The sequence below is a fragment of the Microbacterium sp. genome (genome assembly GCF_046295495.1).
GTDB lineage: Bacteria > Actinomycetota > Actinomycetes > Actinomycetales > Microbacteriaceae > Microbacterium.
In genome coordinates this window covers 102,333-117,055 of record NZ_JBKBNC010000001.1, presented here as the reverse complement: position 1 = coordinate 117,055, position 14,723 = coordinate 102,333, and the positions used below count along the sequence as shown (strand labels likewise).

The 14,723-nt window shown below is 65.0% G+C and carries 20 protein-coding genes; 18 read left to right on the top strand and 2 right to left on the bottom strand.

Translation table 11 applies throughout. From position 1 onward, the window contains the following. On the top strand, positions 1–489 hold the full coding sequence (locus tag ACK4LS_RS00630) for a YajQ family cyclic di-GMP-binding protein (RefSeq protein ID WP_409712058.1): 489 nt from the start codon (positions 1–3) through the stop codon (positions 487–489). On the opposite strand, the gene ACK4LS_RS00625 is transcribed toward ACK4LS_RS00630, so the two are convergent. Next, complete coding sequence (locus tag ACK4LS_RS00625; RefSeq protein ID WP_409712056.1) at positions 480–1,136, bottom strand: tyrosine-type recombinase/integrase; 657 nt, start codon at positions 1,134–1,136, stop codon at positions 480–482. The two genes, ACK4LS_RS00630 and ACK4LS_RS00625, sit on opposite strands and share 10 nt — an antisense overlap. Positions 1,137–1,587: 451 nt before the next feature. Further along, positions 1,588–2,139 carry a helix-turn-helix domain-containing protein gene (locus tag ACK4LS_RS00620; RefSeq protein ID WP_409712054.1) on the bottom strand — a complete coding sequence of 184 codons (552 nt, stop codon included), beginning with the start codon at positions 2,137–2,139 and terminating at the stop codon, positions 1,588–1,590. A gap of 115 nt (positions 2,140–2,254) precedes the next feature. On the opposite strand from ACK4LS_RS00620, the gene ACK4LS_RS00615 reads away from it, so the two are divergent. From ACK4LS_RS00615 to ACK4LS_RS00535, 17 genes are all read left to right on the top strand, one after another. After that, entirely contained in the window at positions 2,255–2,536 is a 282-nt protein-coding gene (locus ACK4LS_RS00615) for a helix-turn-helix transcriptional regulator (RefSeq protein ID WP_409712052.1), read from the top strand. Positions 2,537–2,666: 130 nt separating this feature from the next. Further along, the gene (locus ACK4LS_RS00610) at positions 2,667–3,092 is read left to right on the top strand and encodes a hypothetical protein (RefSeq protein ID WP_409712050.1); all 426 of its coding nucleotides are present in this window, start codon (positions 2,667–2,669) and stop codon (positions 3,090–3,092) included. Next, a complete protein-coding gene (locus ACK4LS_RS00605; RefSeq protein WP_409712048.1) occupies positions 3,089–3,268 on the top strand; it encodes a hypothetical protein in 180 nt (59 codons plus the stop codon). Before ACK4LS_RS00610 ends, ACK4LS_RS00605 begins: the two co-directional genes overlap by 4 nt. Positions 3,269–3,460: 192 nt before the next feature. Continuing rightward, on the top strand, positions 3,461–3,868 hold the full coding sequence (locus ACK4LS_RS00600; RefSeq protein WP_409712046.1) for a helix-turn-helix domain-containing protein: 408 nt from the start codon (positions 3,461–3,463) through the stop codon (positions 3,866–3,868). Between the two features lie 839 nt (positions 3,869–4,707). Then, complete coding sequence (locus tag ACK4LS_RS00595; RefSeq protein ID WP_409712044.1) at positions 4,708–4,896, top strand: hypothetical protein; 189 nt, start codon at positions 4,708–4,710, stop codon at positions 4,894–4,896. Between the two features lie 76 nt (positions 4,897–4,972). Beyond that, entirely contained in the window at positions 4,973–6,547 is a 1,575-nt protein-coding gene (locus ACK4LS_RS00590; RefSeq protein WP_409712042.1) for a hypothetical protein, read from the top strand. A gap of 51 nt (positions 6,548–6,598) precedes the next feature. Then, positions 6,599–7,687, top strand: coding sequence for a hypothetical protein (locus ACK4LS_RS00585; RefSeq protein WP_409712040.1), 1,089 nt, complete (start codon positions 6,599–6,601; stop codon positions 7,685–7,687). Next, on the top strand, positions 7,684–9,432 hold the full coding sequence (locus tag ACK4LS_RS00580; protein WP_409712038.1) for a hypothetical protein: 1,749 nt from the start codon (positions 7,684–7,686) through the stop codon (positions 9,430–9,432). Before ACK4LS_RS00585 ends, ACK4LS_RS00580 begins: the two co-directional genes overlap by 4 nt. A 27-nt stretch (positions 9,433–9,459) precedes the next feature. Further along, positions 9,460–9,795 (top strand): hypothetical protein, encoded by a 336-nt coding sequence (locus tag ACK4LS_RS00575; protein WP_409712036.1) that lies wholly within the window; start codon positions 9,460–9,462, stop codon positions 9,793–9,795. Between the two features lie 46 nt (positions 9,796–9,841). Continuing rightward, complete coding sequence (locus tag ACK4LS_RS00570) at positions 9,842–10,192, top strand: hypothetical protein (RefSeq protein ID WP_409712034.1); 351 nt, start codon at positions 9,842–9,844, stop codon at positions 10,190–10,192. Positions 10,193–10,194: 2 nt separating this feature from the next. After that, positions 10,195–10,602, top strand: coding sequence for a hypothetical protein (locus ACK4LS_RS00565; RefSeq protein WP_409712032.1), 408 nt, complete (start codon positions 10,195–10,197; stop codon positions 10,600–10,602). 3 nt (positions 10,603–10,605) lie between these two features. Continuing rightward, positions 10,606–11,130, top strand: a complete 525-nt coding sequence (locus tag ACK4LS_RS00560; protein ID WP_409712030.1) for a hypothetical protein — start codon at positions 10,606–10,608, stop codon at positions 11,128–11,130. Then, complete coding sequence (locus ACK4LS_RS00555) at positions 11,130–12,389, top strand: hypothetical protein (RefSeq protein ID WP_409712028.1); 1,260 nt, start codon at positions 11,130–11,132, stop codon at positions 12,387–12,389. Before ACK4LS_RS00560 ends, ACK4LS_RS00555 begins: the two co-directional genes overlap by 1 nt. After that, on the top strand, positions 12,380–12,832 hold the full coding sequence (locus ACK4LS_RS00550; protein WP_409712026.1) for a hypothetical protein: 453 nt from the start codon (positions 12,380–12,382) through the stop codon (positions 12,830–12,832). Before ACK4LS_RS00555 ends, ACK4LS_RS00550 begins: the two co-directional genes overlap by 10 nt. Then, positions 12,829–13,920, top strand: a complete 1,092-nt coding sequence (locus ACK4LS_RS00545) for a hypothetical protein (RefSeq protein WP_409712024.1) — start codon at positions 12,829–12,831, stop codon at positions 13,918–13,920. Before ACK4LS_RS00550 ends, ACK4LS_RS00545 begins: the two co-directional genes overlap by 4 nt. Continuing rightward, the gene (locus ACK4LS_RS00540) at positions 13,913–14,197 is read left to right on the top strand and encodes a hypothetical protein (protein WP_409712022.1); all 285 of its coding nucleotides are present in this window, start codon (positions 13,913–13,915) and stop codon (positions 14,195–14,197) included. Before ACK4LS_RS00545 ends, ACK4LS_RS00540 begins: the two co-directional genes overlap by 8 nt. Then, complete coding sequence (locus ACK4LS_RS00535) at positions 14,197–14,721, top strand: DUF859 family phage minor structural protein (RefSeq protein ID WP_409712020.1); 525 nt, start codon at positions 14,197–14,199, stop codon at positions 14,719–14,721. The genes ACK4LS_RS00540 and ACK4LS_RS00535 overlap by 1 nt, the downstream gene beginning before the upstream one ends. Positions 14,722–14,723: the final 2 nt, after the last annotated feature.

The following is a 14,723-nucleotide window of genomic DNA, read 5'->3' as shown; positions in this document are numbered from 1 at the left end:
ATGGCTGACTCATCATTCGACATCGTGTCCAAGATCGACCGGCAAGAGGCCGACAACGCGCTCAACCAGGCGCACAAAGAGGTCGAGCAGCGCTACGACTTCAAGGGCACCGACGCTTCCATCGCGTGGAGCGGCGAGTCGATCGTCATCAAGGCGAACTCCGAGGAGCGCGCGAACGCGGTGCTCGACGTCTTCCAGACCAAGTTGATCAAGCGAGGCATCTCGCTGAAGAGCCTTGAGAGCGGTGAGCCCGTCGCCAGCGGCAAGGAGTACCGCATCACCTCCACGCTGGAAGAGGGCATCTCGCAGGACGACGCGAAGAAGATCGGCAAGATCATCCGCGACGAGGGCCCCAAGGGCGTCAAGTCGCAGATCCAGGGCGACGAACTGCGTGTGCAGTCCAAGTCGCGCGACGATCTGCAGGAGGTGCAGCGCCTGCTCAAGGCCGCCGACCTCGACGTTGACCTGCAGTTCACGAACTACCGGTAAGAGTTGCCGCTGACCTGGTCTTTCTTGTCCACGGTCCGCGGAGAGTCCGCAAGAGCGGCGATCGAGGCCATGAGGTCCGCGGTCGCCGCTCGCGTCTTGTCCTCAGCGGAGGGCCACAGGTGCGAGTAGACGTTGAGCGTGATCGACGGTTGCGAGTGCCCAAGCGCCCTCTGCACGGTGACGACGTCGCAGCCGGAGGCGATCAAGTTCGACGCGAACGTGTGACGCAGCGTGTGCAGCGTCATCGAGTCAGGGAGGCCAGCGCGCTTGCGGATGCCGCGCCACTCCTCCCCCGCATTGTTGCGCTGGAACAAGTGACCAACGGGCGTGCGGAACAGGTGCTCATCCGGGTCCGTGATCGAGTAGCGGCCGACGTGGGCCGAGAGTGAGGCAGTGAGCTCACTGGGTACGTAGACCGTTCGCTCACTCCCGTATTTCGGAGTCACGACGGAGGTCGTCGCGATAGATGAGCCTTGCACCTGGCGACGCACCTGGATGGAGCGGCCGAGGAAATTCACGTCGCCGAGTTGCAGCCCCGCGGCTTCCCCGAGTCGGAGGCCGGCGAAGAGGCAGACCTCCACGAACGGAAGGAACTCCCCCGCCTCAGCGAGCACGGTAGCCGTCTGCTCGAGCGAGAGGATCTCCATAGCTGCGTCAGTGCGGCGCGCCCTCGGAGGCTTGACCGCGGACGCGGGACTCTCGGCAATGACCTTATCGAGCACGGCAGCACGAAACGCCATTTGCACGTAGTTGAGACGGGTCCGCATGGTAGATGCCGCGATGCCGCGCTTCGTCTCACCGCTCACCCACGCCTGGACGTCGGACGTCTTGACATGACCAATGGGTCGGCTTCTCCACGGAACGCTGTATAGCGCCGTCTCAGCCGCCTGTACCGTGCCACGGGCCCATGCTTGCCGCTCGACCCACGCAGCCACCCAATCGTCCCAGAGCGCAGTTCCTGCGCGTGGGTCGACGTACATACCGGTAACTACGGAGGCCGTGACTTCATCAAGCCAGCGCTGTGCGTCACGCTTTAGCGCGAAGTGTCGTGCATGCTCCCTGCCGCCAGCGTCGCGGTATCGAGCACGCCATGAACCGTTAGGCCTCTGTTTGACGCTCGCCATCACTCTCCTCATCGTTCCGACTGAGGTACCGACGCATGTACTTCCCGGAGGGGGAGCCGAAGCCGCGCAAGTTCACACGGCGCCTCACAACGTCGACGACCGTTTCCTCAAATCGAACTGTCCCCATGCGAACTAGTTCGCGCTCAACATCGTCGGGCAGTTCACCCTCTGCGATGAGCAAGTCAGCGTAATGAGCTACCTCGAGAAGGTGATCCTCGAATCGGGCGGCCGCGTCTAGAACGTCCGTTTCCGCTTTCACGAGAGCACTAATTGAGCTTTCGAACTGTATCCAGTTCGGAAGTTGCAGGAGATCGGTGATGTCAACGGTGAGCAGGGCCGCCAGCGCTTCGGCCTCAGCTAGTCGCATTGGGCGACGCCCCTTTTCGATCGCCCAGACGGTCGCCTGCGTCCACTCGTAGCCGCGGTCTCTCATCGCGTCCGCAAGCGCCTGCTGGCTCAGCTCGCCGCGTATCCGCGCGAGGTTCTCGCCAATGGTCTTGTCTCGCAGAGTCTTCGCTTCCGTCACGCCACCACTGTATCCGCACCATCACATCAAAATCCAGTTGCGCGACTTCCAGCGCTAGGGTAGCCTCACACCAGCGACTCCCGAATTCACGAATACGACTTCGAACGGAAGTGATATGAGCAACAAGCTGCTGACCTTCAAGGAGGCTGCGCAACAGATGCGCACGACCGACTCGGGTCTGAGATGGATGGTTCACCAGGGAACCGCGCCGAGATCAGCGAAAATCGGCGGCCGCCGAATGTTTCGACAGTCGGATATAGACGCCTACATCGCCGCCGCCTTCCAGGAGAGGTCGTCATCCTTGACATCCTCCGACGCATCGAAGCCGCCACAGACGACCAAATCGTCACGCTCTATCAGAAGCGTGCCGAGGCCTACCCCGACGTGCCCCGCGTGACCGAGCAACGGATCCGGACCGCGCGCGCCGCAATGGTCCGCCGTGGGGTCATCGCCGCGCATCCGCAGGCGGGCGTCAGCCTGCACGGCAACACGACAACCCGCTGGCGACCCGTCGCGAGCGGCACCTGATGATGGCCGCTTACACAACCGACGTGCGAGCGGATCTCGCACAAGAAAAAACCCCCGTGACTTGGCTGCAACCAGATCGTCACGAGGGTTCGACGCCTCAGGAGGGCATCGTGATTACTAAAGCCACAGTACATGAAGAGACCGAAGAATTCGACGGCCTGACCCTGGTCGACCTGTTCAGGTTCTCCCAGCGCCTCGGCGTTGACCCGGGCAAGATCATGACGCTCGTACCCGACGAGCGCGCCCCGATCGTGCGGGCCGTCAACAACGTGCGCCGCGCGGCCGAACTCCTCGAGGAAGCCGTCGCCGCCGAGAGCGAGATCGGAGACGACCAGGCGGACGCTTACGCCGAATCCGTCCGCCCTCACCTCATGCGCGTCGCCGCGTTCCTCTCCGGCGAAACCGTCGAGGAGGTGCAGGCATGAGCCCACTGAACGGGAACAGCTACCCGCGTCGCGACCTCATGTACCGCGTGACGTGCCAGTCCTGCGGGAACACCGCAACTCCGCAGAAGGTCAAGCGTGACGGATGGCACCCCGTCATCGAGAACGGGCGTACCACCGCCGCTGTCTGCAACGAATGCCACGGAGGTGCCGAGTGAGCGACTTCAGGGACGAGCATCTCGACGACGCGCAGGACATTGCGCAGGAGATCTCTCCACGGCCGATACGTCGTCTCAGGACCGTCGAGGACAACCTTCGGGCGCTGGATGACGAGTGACCCGGAAACGAGTGAAGCCCCGAGAGGCGATGACGTCTCTCGGGGCTTTGCCCTGCCCGAGAGGAGGGCGTGAATGAGCATGGACGCCTACAGGTGGGCGATCTCATGGACGGGCCTCAAGTCCTCGACGAAGTTCGTGCTGGTCAGCATCGCGGACCACTACAACGAGCGGGCACACCGCTCCTGGCCTAGTCAGCAGCGAATCGAGCTAGAGACCGCGCTGAGTCACTCGACTGTGAACAGAGCGCTAGACGAACTAGAGAAAGAGGGCCTCATCGAGCGCGAACCCTGGGTGATGTTCGGGACGTTCTCCAAGCTGAACACCCGCTACTGCCTCCCGATGCACGACCCGAAGTCCCGACGCGCAGCGACGTTGCCGGTCCTCGTGCACAAGCAGTTCAACAACGAGGGATCCATCGAGTACGACACGTTCCCTCACCATTTCGCGACCGGAGAGGTGGTCCCTAGCTATGGCATCTGAGCACCTGCTTGAGCACATGGTCGAGCACATTGACCCTAGTGCTGGCCCATCGGTTGACCCATCGCCCATGTATCACAGTGGGACTAGGGGTAGTGCCACAGTGGGACTAGGGGTAGTGCCAGGGTGGGACGACCCTAGTGCCACGGTGGGACATAAACCCTTAGACCACCCCTTAGCTCAACCCTCAATTGATCCCGCAGGCGCAAGCGAGAGCTTGCCCCCTGTGGATAACTTCGGAGTCTGGGTCGAGCATCCCGGAGACGACGGGTCAGCAGTCTGGGGATGCTCCTCATGCGAACGCGGAGCATGGTGCTGGGACCACACATCAGCACGACTCGAAGCCACAATGCACGCCCGCACCCACGGAACGCAGACGCGAGTCAAAACCCTCAACCGACCCCACGGCCCGAAGGTCAACGCAAAACGAGACGTGAAGATCGCGAGCCTCCGAGCCGATGGACTCAGCGCCAGAGCAATCGCCGCCGCCGTCAAGATGTCGCACTCCGGCGTGCTCAAGGCACTCCGACGCCTCACCGCAAAGGCGAGCCAATGACTGCCAAGCACCAGTCACCACAGTGGCGACGCACCTGCAAGATCATCCGCACGCAAGTACGGCAAGCACACGAACGAGGCGTCGACGTCGAATGCTGGCGATGCGGACACCTCATCGAACCTGGGCAGAAGTACGACGTCGGCCACCTCAACCCAAACGGAGGAGAAGGACTCGACAACGCAGCACCCGAACACCGACACGAGAACCGCAGCCACGGCGGACGCCTCGGAGCCCGCATCACCAACGCACGCCACCGCACCAACACGACAGGAATGGTGAAACCCGCATGGGCCTAAACGAGATCCCACTCGACCGGCGACAGCAGATCGCCATCGCCAACGCAATCGGAGTGGACGTCAGCTACGTCGAAGACAACGGCGTTCAGCTCTACCAAACCGACGACCCCGACCGCGTCTCACTCCGCATCAGCCTCGTCGGCACACTGAGCGCCTCCCGACTGGCGGACGCGCTGTGACCCCTTTTTTGGGGGGTGTCGTGGCAACCCCCGCCTACGGCTCTACACGCGTCCCCCTCCCTGGATCGGATGCCTCGTGACGCCCGCCCTGCCGACGATCGCTGACCTGCAGGATGAGGCGACGTGGCTTGAGTGGCGGTCGCGCATCCCGGCTGCTGCGACGGTGACGGAGTTGGTGACTTCGGAGGAGACGAGGCGCGAGTTCCTAGAGGGCGCGCGTCTGCTGCGCATGGACAAGCGCAAGCGTCCCGATGGCGGCTTCGGGCCGTCCCCGGTGCAGCTCGTCATCGCGGACATGCTGAATGCGGGGCGGAAGTTCAACGCGATTCTCGAGCCCCGGCGCACGACGAAGACGACGGCGGTGCAGGCGGTCATCCTGGGCCGGTGCGCGTTCCGGGACGACTACCTCGTCGGCTGGACGATGACGAAGCGGGACGGCGGGCAGAAGACGGGGGAGCGATTCCGGAAGGACATCGTGTCGCACCTGGAACGTCTGTACCCGAATCCGAAGAGTCGGCCGTTCATCATCAACAAAGGCAAGGGCACGGAGGCAATCGAGTGGCGCGACAGGGGCACGTTCTTCAACGCCTACGCGCCGGGTAACGAGGCTTTCACGTCGGGCGCCTATGACATCGCGTGGGTGGATGAGGCGCAGGATGCGACCCCCGAGGTTGGGGCGGATCTGATGACGTCGATACCCCCGACGATGGATGGGCGCTACAAGCCGCAGATGATCGGCTCGGGGACGGCTCCGGAGTACCGCCGCGGGAACCTGCTGTGGAACCTGCTGACGATGGAGGGGGCCGGCGTCCTTCACCACGGCATCCCTGACGATACGGACCCGGAGGAGCTTGAGGCGTGGGAGCCCGACGAGGATCATCCCGTTGCGCGCGTTCGTGAGCTGGTCGAGCTCTACCACCCGGGCATCGGGTTCACGACGCCGCTGTCCGACGTGCACGATAACTGGAAAGCGATGCAGGTTACCCCCGGCGCGTTCGACGCCGAGTACTTGGGGAAGATCGGGGAGGAGGGGTCGAACACGGCCCTGATCCCCCCGAAGGACTGGTCGGATGCCGCGCGCCCGCAGTCCGAGCTAGAGACGCTTGAGCTGCCGAAGTTGCTGTCCGTGGCGATCGCCATCCACCCGGACGGACGTTGGGCGTCCATCGCCGCAGCATGGAAGGGTGAGGGCGAGCGTCGGCACGTAGCTCTCCTGCACCATCAGGACGGCGTCGACGGCCTGCGCAACAAGATTCTGCTGAACTACCGGAAGCACAATCGGCGCATCGTGTACGACGACAGGCGTTCACCGGAGGCGATCGAGATCGGTCCCCTGCTGACCGCAAACCCGCCCATTCAGGCGCGCTACCTCGGTACCCGTGATGTCAGCCGCGCCGCCGTGCTGACGCTCAAGCTGCTTCGCGAGGGCAACCTGGTTCACTACTCGCAGGAGCCGCTCGACGGGGCGGTCGAGATCGCGGTGAAGAGGAAGATTGGCGACACGGGGGCGTTCGGCTTGGGTCGCCCGGATGAGCGTTACCGTCCTGACGACGACATCACGCCGATCGAGGCTGTCTCCCGCGCGCTCTACGCCTTAGAAGATGAGGCCGACACCCTCGCTCTCGCCGACGCCTTTGTCGGAGTTTCCTAGCACAGTAGCCCTGGACACAGTGTCCAAAAACCCCACGTCAGACTTGATTTCGTGGGTAAGTTCGTGGATTGGCTCCTGGGTGTGCCGGTGCCCTCGGCTTCGGTCGGGGCACCGGCTCTAGCCGCGCCCGGATCCAGTGACGCGCTGTCGCAGGCCATTGTCGGCGAGATCATCGGATACCTCCCGCCCGAGGCCGTGACCCGTGAGAATGCGCCCCGCGTGCCGGAACTCAAGCGGGCGCTGAAAGCGCATCAGGCGCTTGTCGCTCCCCTCCGGTTTGAGAAGTTCGCGCCTGGCGCGGATGTGGCCGACGATATTCAGCCCTACTGGGTGTCTTCGTGCAACTACCCCGGCATGAACCGATACGTGGCGTACAAGAAGCTCGTCGAGGAGCTGTTCTGGGAAGGCTACGCCGTACTCGCTTGCCGTCTCGCAACGGACGGGACCGTGTGGGACTGGGTGCCTGTTCCGCGCCGGCTGTGGTCGATGGATCAGCAGACGCAAGAGATCACCCTTGATCCGACCATCCCCGAGAACTACAGGATGCGCATCGTCGGAGTCCCGCTCGGCGCTAACGGCGTCATGGCCGATGGCGTCGAATCCATCCGCCAGGCGCGCAAGCTCGAGGCCGCTCGACAGTCGCGGTTAGACGCTCCTCCCGCGGCGACCGAGCTGCACATCACTGACCCGGCCTACAACGGCATGACCCGCGTGGAGAAGGCGGAGCTTGCTAGCTCCTACGTCGAGACGCGGCAGAAGCATTCAGTGTCCGTGACGCCCTCCTACATCGACGTCAAGGAGCGCGGCGTCAACGGCCAACTCGACTTGTTCGAGTCGGCTAAGAACAGTCTCCGCCTCGAACTCGCCATGCATGGCGGCGTGCCCGCGTCCTTCGTCGAGGGCGGCAAGGAAGGCGGCGCGAACGGGGAGATGACATACGAGGGCGCGGGTGGCCCCACCGCCGAGCTGTGGGTATTCGGATCTGCGGAGTACGCCTACGCGATCACAGCGGCTCTCTCTGGCGATGACGTCGTAGGACCGAACGCTGAAGTTCGCGCCGACCTGTCCCATATCTCGAGCCCCGTCCCCACGTCCATTGACCCCGAGGCCGGCGACAGCCCGCAGGAGGTAACCGCATGACCGAACACACCGAAGCGGGACTGTTCTCCCGCGTCGCCGACACTCGCGAGATCGAGGGCCTGCTGCTCCCGTTCGGCGAGATGTCCCGTCCGAACCTCTCCGGAACCGAGCCCGTCATGTTCAGCGCCTCCGCCGTCGCGCTACCCCGGGATCCGTCCATCGTCACGCTCAACGACGAACACGACCGCTTCAACCCGCTCGGTCGGGGTGTGGCCTTCACGATGAAGCCCGAGGGCGTCATCGGCCGGTTCGCGATCGCCAACACCGACGAGGGCGACGCATTCCTGGCGTCCTACGGCGACGGCACCGGCAAGCGCAAGCTCTCCGCTGAGCTCGGCTCCCTCGTGCGCAACGGGATCAACGCCGTTCGCTCACGCCTCACCGGGGCTGCCGTCTGCACCGAAGGCGCATTCGAGTCGGCTGCGCTGTTCTCCCTCGCCCCCGGCCAGGACGTCGAGTTCACCACCGACGTGCCCGCCAGTGACGAATACAGCGCCCCCGACCGCGACAACAACTCCCGCACGGTATCCGAGTTCACCGACTCCGAAGGCGTCCGTTGGCGACGCATCGAGGAGTACAGCAGCAAGTCGACCGTCGAGAAGATCACCGACGCCGAAACCCCGGCAGAGGAAACCCCCAATGACTCCGAGGAGGAGACAATGACCGCAGCCGCCGCAACCGCGGAGCCTCAGACCCCGGCCGTGCCCGCGCTGTTCAGCGGCGCACCGGTCGCCCCCGCCCCTGCTGATGTCGACATGGGCGCAGTGTTCGCCGCGATGGCGACCATCAAGAACGGCGGGACCAACGCCGACGCCGAGTCGGCCCTGATGGCTCTCGCCGACATCACCACCTCCGGATCCCTCAGCAACGGTGTGGCCCCGAAGGCGTGGGTCGGCAAGCTCTGGCAGGGCAAGCGGTACGTCCGCAAGTTCATCGACCTCGCCACCCACACCTACGGCCCGATCGACATCGCCGGCCGCGAGGGGTACCGCCTCAACGACACCGAGGGCCTGGTCAAGAAGCGCACGACCGGCGAGAAGAAGGAACTCCCGACCGGATCCGCGACGACCAGCAAGCGCAACTCCACCCGCGACAGCTACGGATACGCAGCGGACATCGCGCAGGAGTGGTACCACCTGACCGGCGGTGCCGAGGTTCTCGCCGCGTTCTGGCAGGCAATCGCCGAGGGCTACGCCAAGGTCACCGACATCGACGCCCGCGACACCCTCATCAAGGTCGCAGGCCAGGGCGACGACACCACGGCTCTCTCCCGTCTCATCGCCCCGGAATCGCTGCCCACGGGCACCCCGGCGAACGCGCAGTACTACCCCGGTGTCGTGCAGCTCATCCAGGCAATCGAGGCGATCAGCGACGCGGACGACGACCCGGCGTGGGCGATCGTCAACCCCGTGCTGTGGAAGCAGCTCATCTACACGCCCAAGGAACTGCTCCCCGAGTTCGTCTCTCTGTCGGTCACCGCCGGCACCGGCGAGGCGAACGTCGACGGGAAGGTCATCGTCAAGAAGGCGCCTCAGTCGGCCTTCCCCGGCACGAAGGCCACTGACCCTCAGGTCGCTGCCGGATCGAAGGCCGCCGTCGAGTTCAAGGAACTCGGGGAGACCCCGATCCAGATCGACGCCGTCGAGGTCGCGAAGTTCGGTCTCGACCGTTCAATCGTCGGCTTCGTCGAGACCTTCGTCGTGCGTCCCGAATCCACCGTTTTCATCGGCACCAAGCAGGCCTGACCGACGCATTAGACCGGAGCATCCCAAATGGCTAACTGGTACACCGCCGACTCTCCCGCCGCGCAGCAGCGGGTGGTCGACGCCTGGAAGGATGCTCCGGTCTCCAATGTCGAACTGCTCGAGATGATCCTCGAAGTCGCCTGCCAGCAGGTGCTGGCGTACGGCAACGAGGCAGAAGGATTCACCGTCCCGACGCGGTTCGTCTACGCACAGTTGCAGCAGGCAAAGAACTTGTGGAACGCGGGCCGCGTCGACTCTGCCGGTGACGTTGGACCCGAGGGATTCAGCTTCACGCCGCGACCACTCGACAAGACCGTGCAGAACATCATCCGGCCGAGATCGGGGGTTGCCGATGTTTTCTGACCTCAGCACCATCCGAGCCGACCTAGCGCGCATCATCCGTGACGCGGTGCCCCCGAAGTGGAAGATCGAGCAGCACGTCACCGAGCCTTACGAGTCGCTCGTCCCGGTGGTCTACACCGAGTTCTCGACATTCGATTCGACGGTCGACGGATCCCCTCTTCCCCGCGGCCAGGTAGCGGCCGGAGTCGACCTGCTCATCTCCGAGCCCAATACCGCCGAGGGCGGCGAGGACGCCGTAGACGTCAACGTGCTGCGCCTCCTACGCGCGCTCGACCCTCGCGACGACATCGCTTGGTCACGCGCCCGCAAGGAGCGGCTCGAGAAGGGCGGAAACCTCGCCTGGCGGGTATCGCTCACCATCCTCGTCTTCACCCCTGATCCTCCCGAAGGAGACTGACAATGCCCTCTGTCCGGAATGCCGCCTACTACGGCACCACTGGTTCTCTCCTCGTCGACGGGACCGAACACTTCGGTGTGACTTCCTGCGCGCTCGTTCCCACCGCCACCGCCGAATCCGTGATGGACATCTCCGGCGATGTCCAGGCGAACGTCAGCGCCAACATGTGGGAGCTGCAGATCACCTTCCACCAGGACTGGAAGACGACCGGCTCCCTGTCGAAGCGCTCGATCGAATGGCACGGCATGGAGAAGCCGATCGTCTACACCCCGCAGGATGGCGGCGACAGCATCGCCGCGACCGTCCGCTTCCGGGCCGCGCAGGTCGGCGGCGACACCGGCCGGCACTCCGCGACCCTCGCTCTCGGGGTCAACGGTCAGCCGACCTTCACGCCCCCGTCCGGGGCCTGACCTGTGGCGGGTCAGGGGCGCATCAGCCTCCTCATCGACTCGCCGTTCCGTGACCTCCTCCTCGCGCTGCGGGCCGTGCCCGCCGAGACGCGAAAGCACGTCACAGCGCACATGCGCCGCGCGGCCGAACCTGTCTGGTTTGAGGAAGTCCGCGACCGAGCCGCGACGCGGCAACAGCAGCGCGTCCTGGTCAATTCCGCACGGGTCGGCGTCGCTACCCGCAATGTCTACCTCCGATCCGGCGGTGTCGGAAAGCTCTCTTCCGGTACCGCTGTCTCGACCCTCGGCATGGGAGCGGAATTCGGCGTGAACCCCAACAAGCTGCAGAAGGTCGCGGCCCACTCGCGCAGGGGCGGGACGGTCAAGGCGCACACCCGCAAGATCGGGGGGCGCCTGCCTGCCGTCCGCCGAGGTGGCTACGTCGTCTACAACGCCGCACGCGACGCTATCCCGCGCATCGCGTCGGTAGTCATTCAGTCCTCCCGTCGAGCTTTGTTCGACGGGATGGACGGCAAGAAAGGTTCCTGATGGCTCGCGTGCACGAGATCGGCGTCGGCGCGGAGACACGCGCGTTTGAGGACGCGATCAAGCGTGGCGTCATCCGCCCGGTAGAGGACGCCGAAAAGGCGTTCGACCAGCTCGAGCGAGCGGCCGAGAAGCCTGACTTCTCCAACATCCTGAGCGACTTCGAGGATGTCGGAGACACAGCTGAACGTGCCGGCCGCGACGGCGAGCGAGGAATTGATCGGCTTGAGGATGCCCTGCGGGATGCGCGGCGGCAGTCCGAGCGGCTCGACGACAGTCTCGACGATGTCGGGAGCAACGGGGGCCGTGGCATGGATCGCGTGCGCGCGGCCAGCCAAGAAGTCACGCAGGAGATTGGGAGCAACCTCGGCGAGGCCGTGTCGAGCATCCGTGGCGACCTCAGTGACCTCGGCCAGGTGGGGCAGGACTCGCTCGGCGGCCTTGCCGCGACCGTCGCAGGCATGGGTCCTGGCGGCCTCGCGGGAGCCTTTGCCCTCGCGGCCGGCGCGGTCGGTCTCGGCCTCCTGACCGCCGGCCTACAAGAAGCCGAGGAACGGCAGGAGCGACTCAAAGAGCAAGCCGCCGAGTGGGCGCAGGCCTACGTCGACGCCGGGTCGAGTGTGCTTACCACGTCGCAGATTGTCGAGCAGGGGCAGAAGCTCCTCGTCGAACGGGGAGATGAAGTACGGGAGAACGCGAAGCTCTGGGGCGTCGAGGTGGCAACCGCCGCCGCAGCGATGGCCGGGTCGCAGACAGCGATCGACCAGGTGTCCGACTCTCTCGGTCGCCAGGAAGAGGCGCTCAAGGCCAACGCATCCGGCGCGGACAACTACGCACAGAACATCGAGGCGGCGACGACCGGGCAGTCGGAGGCGAACAACTCGCTCATTGAGGGCCGCAAGGCTTTCGACGACCTCACCGGAGCGATGCAGCTCGGGCGCGACACCGCAGGGTTCGTGAGTCAAATGATGATCGACGTCGCTCGCAACACGGTCGGCGCAACCGAGACCGTCGATGAGTTTGGTGACACAGTCATCACCCTCCCGGACGGGAAGCAGGTCTATATCGACGCCGAAACGGGCCAGGCGACGCAGGACGTCGAAGCGATCGACCAGAAGATTTACGGCGTCCGTGACAAGACCGCAGTGGTGCGCGTCAACGTCGACGACTCCGCATGGCGTAACTGGGTGCCCGGCGCAAAGATCGGGCGCGTTCACACGGCTGTAGGCCCCGGCGGATCGGGTGGGACGACATGGCAATGACGGTCTTTCGCATCCACGTCGGCAACGGTGCCGAGATTCAGCCGCGCTCACTGACCGAGTACCGGACTCGCAGGGAGTCGGGAAACATCGTGCACCCGATCCTCGGGAAGCCCTACCCCGATATCACTTTGCGCCCCGCGGCGGCGCGCTCCGGGTCGATCGAGATGCGTCTTCCCGTCGAGGCGTCTGGATGGGGCCGACGCGGCACATGGGCCGAAGAGTGCCTTGCTCGGGGCGAAGTCTGCTCGATCATCAACACGCTCACGTCGTCCCTCAAAAACGAGGTGTGGATGTTCTTCGTCGTAACCGGAGACATCTCAAAGGAGCTCGACCCGACGAAGACGGAATGGGTCGTCAAGTTCGATTTCCAAGAGATCGAGCCGCCCGCTCGCGTCTACAGCACACAGCCGGGAATGGACCCGCTACCCGAGGACGCGGCATGACTGTATCCCGGCACACCTACAGCGCGACGGTCGGCGCAGATCAAGTCAGCGTCCGCGGCGGAACCTTGACGCTCGACGCGGGCACGGTCCCGCACGTCCAAGCGGATCTGCGCGTCCCGGTCGGTCTCCTCGACGCGCTTGACCCGCGCGTGACACCGCGCGTCGTCGTCACCGCGACCGTGCGCGTTGGCGCGCAGTCTCGGCTTCGGATCTTCGACCTCGGCGTCCGCCGCCGCCCGGTGAATCACCGCGACGGGACGATGTCCCTGAGCCTCGCATCGGATGAGGCGTTGCTAGACGACTGGCGCCCGCTCGCTGACGACAGCACGCCGGCGACCTTCCCGACTATCCGCGGCGTCGTCAACTACGTATTGGGCGTCGTCCTGCCCGACGCAGTCCTTGAGCCTGGCGTTGATGCGTCTGCTACGGGCCCCGAGGCGGCCGACGACGCCCTTGTGTGGAAGGCCGGGAAGTCGGCAATGGACTTCCTCCACCCGCTCGTGCAGGCAGTCGGAATGCGCCTGGTGTGCGACGAGCGGCGCGCCTGGACACTGCGCACGGAGAACTACGCGGGCTTCGGTGAGGTCGCGACGATCACTTACGGCGAAGATCTGATCGACGGGACCGACACCATCGACCGCGACAACGCGCTCTGGTTTGACGCGCAGGTGACCCGATACCGGTGGACCGATGGGGCTGGCATGCAGCAGGAGGCGGTCGACTCGTTCGCGCTGCGCACTCCTCACACTCGGGCGAACCTCGTCGAGGTCGACGCCCCTTACCCCGGCCCCGGCCGCTCCGCATATGCCGTCCGTCGCGCGCAGCAGCGAGGGCGAGAGGTCACCGCGACGAAGGTCGCCGACTGGACGACAGCCGCCGAGCAGCCGGTCATCGTCCGTTTGCCCGACACCCCTGTGCAGGTCGGGTCCATCCAGCGCGTGAGGTTCGACCTCAGCCGCGACGAGATGACCATCGAGGCCCGCACCATCGACACCCCCGGCACCGCATGGATCTTGCTCCCCAAGGGCGAGGCATGGACCGACTCGTCAGCGGGCGAGTCCTGGATTGAGGAGACCGCGAATGGCTAACGGAGAACAGGCCGTCTCGGCCGGCATGGACGTCGTCCTCGGCACCGACGATCGCCGCCAGGGTTACGACGAGGACAACAAGACCCGCGACTACATCGCGACCCGCGCCGTCCGCAACTACAACGCGGGCGGAAACATCATCGGCCTGAAGTGGCTCGACGGTCGCGTCATCGTCCAGGTCGACATCACGGACGTCGTCACCATCCCGAAAATCACGCGAGGATTCGGCGACCCCTCCGGCGGCCAGGACGGCGACATCTACCTCAAGGTCGTCTGATGGTCGACTACTCAGCAGACCTCACGGGCGGGTCGTCGCCGAACGGACACAGGCTCGAGTTGACGGCGAATGTCGTCGAGGGCGGTCAAGACATCGCCGCCAACACATCTCGGATTGCGTGGACGCTGCGCCTGCGCCACACCTCCGGCACGCCCGGATCCTGGAACAGTCAGGCGTTCCCCTGGTCCGTCAACATCGGCGGTCAAAGCTCCGGCGGATCCGCGGCCTACGACTTCCGATTGAACCTTTTCGGGACGATCACCCTCGGATCAGGCGAAAGTACCGTCGCGCACAACCCGGACGGCACCCTGTCAATCACCGTTTCGGGCACCTTCACGACCAACCACATCGGTTCTGCAACGGCGTCCGGCCCTCTCGACTTGCCTCGCATCCCGCGCGGACCCCGGACCAAGGTCGGCGCGGTCTGGCGTCACACCATCGCCTACACGAATGTCGGCGGCGAGTGGCGCATTGCCATCCCTTACACGAACGTCGGCGGCGCCTGGCGCGCAGGAGGAGCCTAAGC